Origin of the sequence: Nostoc sp. (assembly GCF_036917515.1) — a bacterium.
Classification (GTDB): domain Bacteria; phylum Cyanobacteriota; class Cyanobacteriia; order Cyanobacteriales; family Nostocaceae; genus Nostoc.
Map to the genome: position 1 here is coordinate 1 of NZ_JBALDE010000236.1, position 8,815 is coordinate 8,815.

General features: G+C 41.6%; 6 protein-coding genes and 1 pseudogene. 1 reads left to right on the forward strand and 6 read right to left on the reverse strand.

What is annotated here, in order from left to right; genetic code table 11:
• Window positions 1-85: 85 nt before the first annotated feature.
• From V7K89_RS30785 to V7K89_RS30795, 3 genes are all read right to left on the reverse strand, one after another.
• Window positions 86-1,801, reverse strand: coding sequence for a TonB-dependent siderophore receptor (locus tag V7K89_RS30785; protein ID WP_335194114.1), 1,716 nt, complete (start codon window positions 1,799-1,801; stop codon window positions 86-88).
• Between the two features lie 60 nt (window positions 1,802-1,861).
• Window positions 1,862-2,014, reverse strand: coding sequence for a hypothetical protein (locus tag V7K89_RS30790; protein ID WP_335194116.1), 153 nt, complete (start codon window positions 2,012-2,014; stop codon window positions 1,862-1,864).
• A gap of 435 nt (window positions 2,015-2,449) precedes the next feature.
• A complete protein-coding gene (locus V7K89_RS30795; protein ID WP_335194118.1) occupies window positions 2,450-3,904 on the reverse strand; it encodes an AAA-like domain-containing protein in 1,455 nt (484 codons plus the stop codon).
• 365 nt (window positions 3,905-4,269) lie between these two features.
• Between V7K89_RS30795 and V7K89_RS30800 the strand changes: the two genes are divergently transcribed.
• Window positions 4,270-5,838: a calcium-binding protein gene (locus tag V7K89_RS30800; protein ID WP_335194133.1), complete on the forward strand. Its 1,569-nt coding sequence runs from the start codon at window positions 4,270-4,272 to the stop codon at window positions 5,836-5,838.
• 144 nt (window positions 5,839-5,982) lie between these two features.
• On the opposite strand, the gene lpxD is transcribed toward V7K89_RS30800, so the two are convergent.
• The 3 genes and pseudogenes from lpxD to V7K89_RS30815 form a co-directional block, all read right to left on the reverse strand.
• The gene (gene lpxD, locus V7K89_RS30805) at window positions 5,983-7,035 is read right to left on the reverse strand and encodes a UDP-3-O-(3-hydroxymyristoyl)glucosamine N-acyltransferase (protein ID WP_335194136.1); all 1,053 of its coding nucleotides are present in this window, start codon (window positions 7,033-7,035) and stop codon (window positions 5,983-5,985) included.
• A 133-nt stretch (window positions 7,036-7,168) separates the two neighbouring features.
• On the reverse strand, window positions 7,169-8,251 hold the full coding sequence (locus V7K89_RS30810) for a hypothetical protein (RefSeq protein ID WP_335194138.1): 1,083 nt from the start codon (window positions 8,249-8,251) through the stop codon (window positions 7,169-7,171).
• A 238-nt stretch (window positions 8,252-8,489) separates the two neighbouring features.
• Window positions 8,490-8,729: pseudogene (locus V7K89_RS30815) on the reverse strand (NAD(P)/FAD-dependent oxidoreductase); the annotation flags it as partial.
• Window positions 8,730-8,815: the final 86 nt, after the last annotated feature.

The following is an 8,815-nucleotide window of genomic DNA, read 5'->3' on the forward strand; positions in this document are numbered from 1 at the left end:
AGATTTTTCGATTGGTTGACTCTTAATCGTCACCTGTTTGCTTCTTATAAAGCCAGTTTAGGCTACATTTGGGCTTGATTTTTGTTTAAGTCCCGATAGCTGCGTCAGCAGTTACATAGGAAGGTAGCCGAAATGAGTTATCCAAATCTCCAAAGCGCGAATCTACATAGTTTACACCAATGCCACCCCCAAATCCTTTCCAGCCTCCTTTAGGAATAGTATAAGTAGTCCACAAAGCAGCACTGTTTTCAGGAGCATTGTTAAGCAGGTTCCCGACTTTATAAGTGTTGTCCCTAGTAATACGGGGGTCGTTATAATTGTAGGAAGCAATAATGTTCCACCCTGATAAAATTTCTCCGATTAAATTTAGCTCAACACCTCGACTTCTCTGCTCACCTACTTGGATATTAAATAGAGTATTGTTTGGGTCAGTAGTTGTAATGTTATTCTTAGTAATTTGATATAAAGCCAAGGTAGCAACCAATTTATTGTTTAATAAATCAGTTTTTACACCTATTTCATACTGAGTACCACGGCTTGGCTTAAAGGGATTGCTGTTGATATCTGCACCACCAACTTGCTCAAAAGAACAACTATAGCTAGCAGATAGCGAGACAGATTCAATAGGTTGATAAATGATACCAATTCGAGGACTAAATGCAGTGTCAGTTTTATCTGAATTGTTATTTGAGTTAATAAAGTCTGTAAACTTATTTCTCTCAATATCTACGCGTCCACCCAAAACTAACTTGAGCTTATTAGTTAATGCTATTTGATCTTGGAGATAAAAACCTGCTGCACCTTTTCTAGTTTTATTATTAAGTCTAGAAGGAGAACCCAGAGTATATTGTCCATACACAGGATTAAAGATGTTAATTGGAATCAGATTTTGCAAGAGATAATTTTGGATATCTATAAGGCTGTACAAATCGACACCAGCAAGCAATTGGTGTGACAGACTACCAGTTTTAAACTTCCCAACTACATTTGTATCTAGCTCATATGTGTTAGTAACTCGTGGTTGGTTATAAACAAGATAGCGGCGAGTCAGGGTGCGGTTGTCTCCTAGAAGACTAATAGGTAGCACGTTACCCTCACTGTTGTTGCGTGCAAATGCGAATCGAAAGGCATTATGCAACAACCAATTCTCATTAAATTTATGCTCGAAGTAGTAGCTGATTCTCCCTAGTTCATGACTCTCTTGGTCAAGCTTTTGCTCTCCAAGGTATAGACTGCGTGAAAGTTTGCCATTAGGATTAGGCAGTACAGTCCCTGCGGCGGGTAGACCTGTCTCAAAGAAGGATTGTCGAAGATTTTGATAATCTGCTTCTATTGTTAGCTTAGTGTCTTTTCCTGGTTGCCAACTGATAACTGGTGCAACAAAGTAACGCTGAGTGTGCTGGAAATCGATAAAGCTTCCTGAATTTTGATACTCACCGTTGAAGCGGCTTGGGAACCCAGCAGCTCCTATGCCCAGGTTTCTGAGTGCTTCTCCAGAATTATTGGCTCCCCGATCTTCTATAAGCTGCCGAGGAATCACTTGAACTGTTTGTGGAATATCCCTAAGCTGTGTATCTGTCTTTGTCCCTACACTCGTCCTGGGAACTTGATAACCTGTGTCAGGAGTGCCAATAACCTCTAACTCAATCGGCTTTTGCTCCTCTTGGTTTGCGGGTTGTGGAGTTGTCTGTATCGGCTGTTGTGCAGTAGTCGCAGTCACACTTACGCCAAATACCAACCTCTGATTTGGACTATCAAATAACTCAACTGTTGGAACACCCGCTTCACCAGTTACTATCAACCGGATATTATTAGCATCAATATTGGAAACAATTACCTCAGTAATTCCTGGTACTGGCTTTTATTGACGAAATGTATTGCCATTAGTTAAGCGCAACTGAGCGTTAGGTATGTCTGCAATATAGGAATTACCCTCAGTTTTGGGAGTTACTTGCAGGCGATTGCTCTTCATCCCCGTTTCTAAAATCACCTCTATTTTGAATATTACCAACATAGTTGAGTAAAATACAAAATATCTTTTAGTGATAAATCTTAAAAAATCTTGCTGCTACTCAGATTTTTACTGGTGATGAGGCCACGAAAATCAACTATTTCAGTCGCTTTCAAGGAAAATTGTCTTTTGTCAGTACTGTTTGATTGACCCAAGTGTTTTGTCATAGTATATTAACCAATTAGAGTATTAAGTAACCAGTATTCTTGGTAAGATTATCGCAATCCGTTGCACATATTTATTTGCAAAGCGATCATTTACTTTTGGGAGAGTCTTGGGATGTAAACACTCCCCAGTTCAACGGAAAATTTAGTTTCTTGAAAGTCATATCTAATCAGGATATCGGTGAATTACACTCTTATTCTGGTTTGCCCTGACTACAGGGGAGTTTTGTCATGTGCATCTTCAGAGATAATTAGTATTAGTTAAAAAGTATAATTACACAAGACGATTTTGGAAATATTGGCGGTACAAGTCGCAGCGTGGCATTACTTTATTGTCATGACAATATACGATTAAACCCATACTGTGTAATTTAAATGCTGATTCTGAGTCTAATTCCATAGGTACTAAACTGTTCACAACCTGGGTAAAAGCTGCCACTAAACTTGGATGATCGTTGAAATTACACAAATGCCCTCGAAGATGGTCTTTGTAAATTCCAGCTTCAGTTGCGGCTGTTTGCAACAACTGGTCAAGTGTGATGTCTTGATGTTGAACATGATAAAGAGCTAGCCGGACTAAATAAGGATGTCCTCCTACTATGTCCATCAGTTTTTCGACCTGAGCATCAGTCCAATTTAGTCCTTGATGACGCTCAACTAAAATTTTGACTTGTTGTTGATTAAACTCTTGTAATTCAATACTCAACCCAACATTAAAGGGAGATTGATTAATATTTAATGGAATATAAACTTCTTTAGAATGTACTAATACTAAGCGGAGTTTTTGCCAGAGTTCGCTACTGCGATCGCCATACTTAGCATACTCATACCAAGCTCGTAATAGGTTAAAAAAATCTTCGGCAATGTCACGATATGGAAAAATGCGATCAACGCCATCTAAGCTAATTACTAATGGGCTGTCGATTTCTTCTAACAAACACTCTTCAAAGTAAGCAGTGGTTTTATCCTTACTGCCATAAATGCTCCAATAATCATCTAACTGATGAAGCTGCTTCAGTTTCCTGCCAACACTTTCACAAAACCACCGTAAAAATGTATCCAAGCTGGCGAAAACTGCTTTATCTGCTAAATGAAAGCTTAAAGCTACTGTTTGACAGCCATGCTTTCTAGCTTCATCAAGAATCCTAGCCATTAGCGAGGTTTTGCCCATCTGTCTAGATGCTTTGATACGAATTAAGGCACCTGGCTGTAAAATCTCTTGAAAACAGCGATCCTCAATTGGAGGGCGTTCAACATAAAAACTAGAAGTAAGAGGGACTTGACCTACTGGGAATTCTGCTTCTGCATTCAGTTGGGGTAGTTCATTAGTTAGTAATGGCTCTTCATTTACTTCAAAACCTGAATTGAGAGATATTATTTTCTCCCTTTTTAGTTGTGAATCAGCTGACATCAGGTTTTGGGGCTGTAAAATAGCTTCCAATTGCTTTGATGACGCGGCAGTGCCAAAAAGCCGTTGCCGCTCTAATGCTGCCTGAAAATTCTTTTTACTAACCTTTTCACCAAATGCTGCTGACAGCATCTGCCAAAGCTTTGGCCCAACATCATGCTGTAGGTATTCGGTAGTGTAGCCATGAATTTGGGCAATTTCGTCATACTTCTTTCCTTGCCAAGAGCTACGAAGTATTGTTACTTCAATATCTTTGAGATGTCTTTTTGTCTGGGCAAAAACTGCTGTATCTAAGATTTTGAATGCTGTTTCAAAGTCCATTGCTTAAGGATGAATAACAACTATTGATCTATTCAGTTACAACTTGAATTCGTAACTTTCCAGATTTTTCACCAAACTCTATTCAAATGGCTGTAATTCATCGCTTACCTGGATCAGCAAAGATTACTCACCTTAAATTTTCTTACCTCAGCTGAAATTGACCTCTTTTGTCATTTAATTTTTGGGAATCAAACTCCTTAAATTACCCATATTTACGTTCCTGAGTCCAAAAGGCAATCTGGTAATAACAGCAACCGCAGTTAATTGGATTTTGGGCAAATCTAGCTTTGCTGTTGAAATGTCCAAACTCTAAACCAGGGAAATAATACACAAACTTATAACCAAATCAAAGAAAACTCAAAATTATGGCGATTATTAGTGGAAGCATAACTCCTGCTGATGACAGAATTATAGCTAATGGGGACAACGATAAAATCGATGCTCTGACGGGTAACGATACGGTTTTTGGTGGTGCGGGCAATGATACTTTAATAGGCAACTTTGGCAATGATTCTCTATCAGGGTCACTTGGTAACGATTTCCTCGATGGTGGATTCAACAGAGACACCCTTGATGGTGGCACGGGTAACGACACTCTCAACGGCGGTGATGACAATGACACTCTTATAGGTGGGACTGGAAACAATCGCATTAATGGCGGTGCGGGTAAGGATATTCTCATCGCTCAAAACGGTAACTTTCCGGCTATAGGTGATGTTGGCGATACCCTGATTGGCGGTGCAGATGAGGACGAGGTGCGTGTTGAGGGAGCCTCAAATTATTTCTTGACCAATAATCAGCTGTTTGTCGGTAATTTAGCCCACCAGTTTTCTGAGGTTGAAAATGTTAGGCTCACTGGTACCTCCGGTAATGACACGATTAATGCGTCTCAGGCTCTGTTGTCAGGACGAACGTTTCTCTTTGGTGGTACAGGTAATGACACCATCATCGGTAGCCGTGGTCTTGACCAGATCAACGGTGGTGATGGTAATGACAGTATAGTAGGAGGAACAGGATTTAACTTCCTGCGTGGCAATAATGGCAATGACACCCTTATCGGTGGAAATGACGACAATAATTTTAATGGTGGAGAAGGGTCTGACTTCCTCCAAGGTGGAGCGGGGAGGGATAGTTTTTCTGATAGTGCCTTTGATGGAGCGGGTGATGACCAATACATCGGGGGAGGAGGTGAGGACTCCCTATTCATACAGGGCGACAATAATTTTGAGCTATTCTCATTTGTCAATGACCCAAACAAAAGCCAACTCAAAGGTGGCAAATTTGGCCCCTTTGCGAATCTAGATGATTCAGCCACTGGTACTGATACCCTCCAAAATATTGAAAACGTCACAATCCAAGGAGGAGATAGCAGCAATCGCATAGATGCCAGTCGCGCCAACCAAAATGTTAACGTATTTCTTGATGGTCGCGATGGTGCAGATATTCTGCTAGGTGGTAGCGGTAACGATGTACTATCGGGTGGATTAGGCAATGATAATCTCAACGGAGGCGCTGGTAACGATCGCCTAGATGGCGATCTTGGCAATGATACTCTTTTCGGAGGCGCAGGTAATGATACTCTCCTTGGTAGTGGTGGCTTTAATAGCAAAGAGATAGATGTTTTAACCGGAGGAGTCCTATTTCAAGGGGTTCAATCTGTTGATACGTTCAGCCTACGTGACTCTTATCGGCAAGCTGGTCATGCTATTATCACAGATTTCTCTCTAACAGATGGGGACAAGCTTAATCTTCGCGGTTTGGCTAGCGATTACACATTCGTACAGCAAAAGTTTAGTACTGGTACTTTTACGAATGACTCATCTATCTTAGATACTGTTATCTTCTTCGGAGCGCCCGCTTTCGGCGATGTTATTGCTACAGCTGAAGATGTCAGTTTGAGTGCTATCACTCCTGGGATTACATTTACTACCTAACTGTTTTTAGTAATTAGCGATCGCTAATTTTCCCGATTGAGAATGTATTTGCCACACCCAAATCAAATTCATCTAAACCTTCACCAGACCCCCACCACATCTGTACGCAGATTGGTGGTGGGAGAAATAGAAGTTTAGATAAAATTAATCATTGCTATTTTTGAATTTACGTTGCAATTGTTTTAACGATTGATACATATCTGGCAGGCGACCATAAACAGCAGATACCTTGAGATATAGTTTGTAAGGAAGGGCTGGAGTTCCGCAGACAACTTCTCCTGGTGCAACATCGTTGTGAATTCCAGTTTGAGCAGATGTCATCGACCCATCTCCCATCTTCACTTGATTGACTATTCCTGTTTGTCCAGCTAAAATGACGCGATTTCCCAGTTTAACACCTCCCGCCATGCCAACCTGACCTGCGATCGCACAGCCGGAACCGATTCGGCAACCGTGACCGATTTGCACTAAGCTATCAATTACTGTATTGCGACCTACCCGTGTTTCTCCGACAGATGGGCGGTCAATACCAGTGTTGCAACCAACTTCTACACCATCTTCTAAGACTGTATAGCCTGATTGTTCCATTTTGAACCAACCAGTCCGGGTAGGAACAAAACCAAAGCCTTCTGCACCGATGACAGCACCACTGTGAATGACGCAATCTGCACCGATGCGGGTGCGTTCGTGGATGGTACAGTTGGCGTGTAAGGTGGTGCGATCGCCTATTTTGGCATCTGGATAAATCACCACGTTGGGATGAATGATTGCACCATTGCCAATTTCTACCCCTTGTTGAATCACAGCATGAGGGCCAATATAAACATCACTACCAACTTTTGCGGTGGAGTGAATCACAGCGGTGGGATGAATTTCTGGGGTAGGGCGATATGGTTGATAAAAAAGGGCGATCGCTTTGGCAAACAATAATCGTGGATCTGGGGTTGCTAGCCAGACAATACCTCTTTCTTGTGCAAGCGCCTGTAATTTTTCGTCCTGGGGCAAAATTAAAGCACTAGCATTGGTATTGCCGACAAAAGACCCAAATTTTGCACCTTCTACGTAACTGATCGTACCGTTGGTAGCTTCATCAATGGCTGCTACCCCTGTAATTTCTAGGTCTTGGTCTGGATTGCTAGTCAGGCTATGATTGGTGGCCGCGTCACCAAATTGACGGAGGATTTCGCTGAATTTCATTGTTGGGTGTGTTCAAAATTGATCTACAATCGCAAGATAATTTTCCCTCTTTATGCTCCAATACAATAATTTTGTAGACGCGTAGCGGTGAAGCAATTAGACCGTTTCTAAATTCACTTCAGGTTGGATTACTTTAGTGACATTCTTGTGTTGATGGCTGTGGTGAGCTTACTTTCACAGAATCTTGTCTCAATAGTGTCTTGAGGCGTTGATTATCTTCGGTAGCGATGGTTTCACCATAGTGATGAAGTTGAAAAAGCTGGCAATAACGGTTTTGTTTAGCGCAAATCAAGCAGCCGTATGCATGATTGCCGTTAGTACCGCATAGCCGATGTCCCATCACCGGGCCGAGAGAAATATTTTGCTCGCTAGCGACAGTGCTGAGAATTGAGCGCAGTTTTGACTCGAACTCCAATGACAAGTATTGTTTACGTCCTGGTTGTGTACGATCCCATTCTGGAACGATTAGTTCCTGTTTTAACAGACTCGCTTCAATCTCTTCAGATATCACAAGCCCAGACAGAATAACGTGACGGGAAACATGGGGCAATAGTGTCCGTGCTAATTGCCACATTAAAGCTTCATCAAACCATTCTTCAACCAGTGGACGCAGATACCAACAACAGGGTATACCAAGGTTTACTAAATCTTGCAGCAACTCTACTCGGCTCTGAATTGAAGCTTGCTCATAGCCTGGTTTCAAGGGTGGTAGACTAACAAAGACAGTGACTCGAAGTGAATGAGGTCGCTCCAAAGTTGTTTTGAGACGCTCTAAAAAAGATTGACCAGGATGGACTTTAGTGGTGATGTAAACGATGTTGGCAGCTTTCCGGTCAATAAGTGCATCCAAAATTGATAGTACACGTTCTCGATGGACTGGAATAAAAGGGTCAGAGTAATCGCATAATGAAATCGGAAAACCCTTTTGTCCCTCCTGGGTAGCAAAAATGTAGTCTAGCAAAAGATGGAGTAGGTCAATCGGGGCTGAAACATCCTGAAAATTTTCTGGATAATGATGCCATTCACGGTCTTGATGACAGACACAATAAGCACATTCAATCGGGCAACGGTTCTGAGCGTTTGGCAAAAATGGATTGAGGCTAAAGTATTTTACAGCACGCTCCTCATCAGGAATACTAAGCACTGGAAAGCCATACAGCATATACTGGCTTCCCTGTAACCTAATTTCAGACGCAGTATTTTTATCAGTGTTCATACATTATTGATAAAAAAAGTAATACACCCGCACAAGTTTGTCTTCTCTAGGGTGGCTGGTGTGAATGTAGAGTCGCAAGGTGGGAAATGCTGGAGGATTAGTGTGAATTTTGATAAGTAAATATAGTTAAGTAGCGATCGCTTGTTCCTAAAGAACTGGTAAATGCGCTGAGGTTAACACGGAGAAAAATTTCCGCGTCTTTGTGTCACTCCAAATTGATCAATTTTGGAGCGGCAGACTATTCGTGGCTAGTCGCCATTGCTACACCTGCTAAATAACCCGTTGTCCAAGCACTTTGGAAGTTAAACCCACCAGTAACACCATCAATATCTAAGATTTCTCCGGCAAAATAAAGACCAGGAACTAATCGACTTTCCATCGTCTTGAAGTTGACTTCTTTGAGCTTGACACCGCCACAGGTAACAAATTCTTCTTTGAAGGCTCCTTTGCCATTGATTAAATATTGTCCTTGAGTAATACCAATTCTCTAAAAGCTGGCTACAGATAGTGCCTCTAAAATATATTGCCTTCGGGCAATAGATGCAATAATTGGTTTGGTTAATT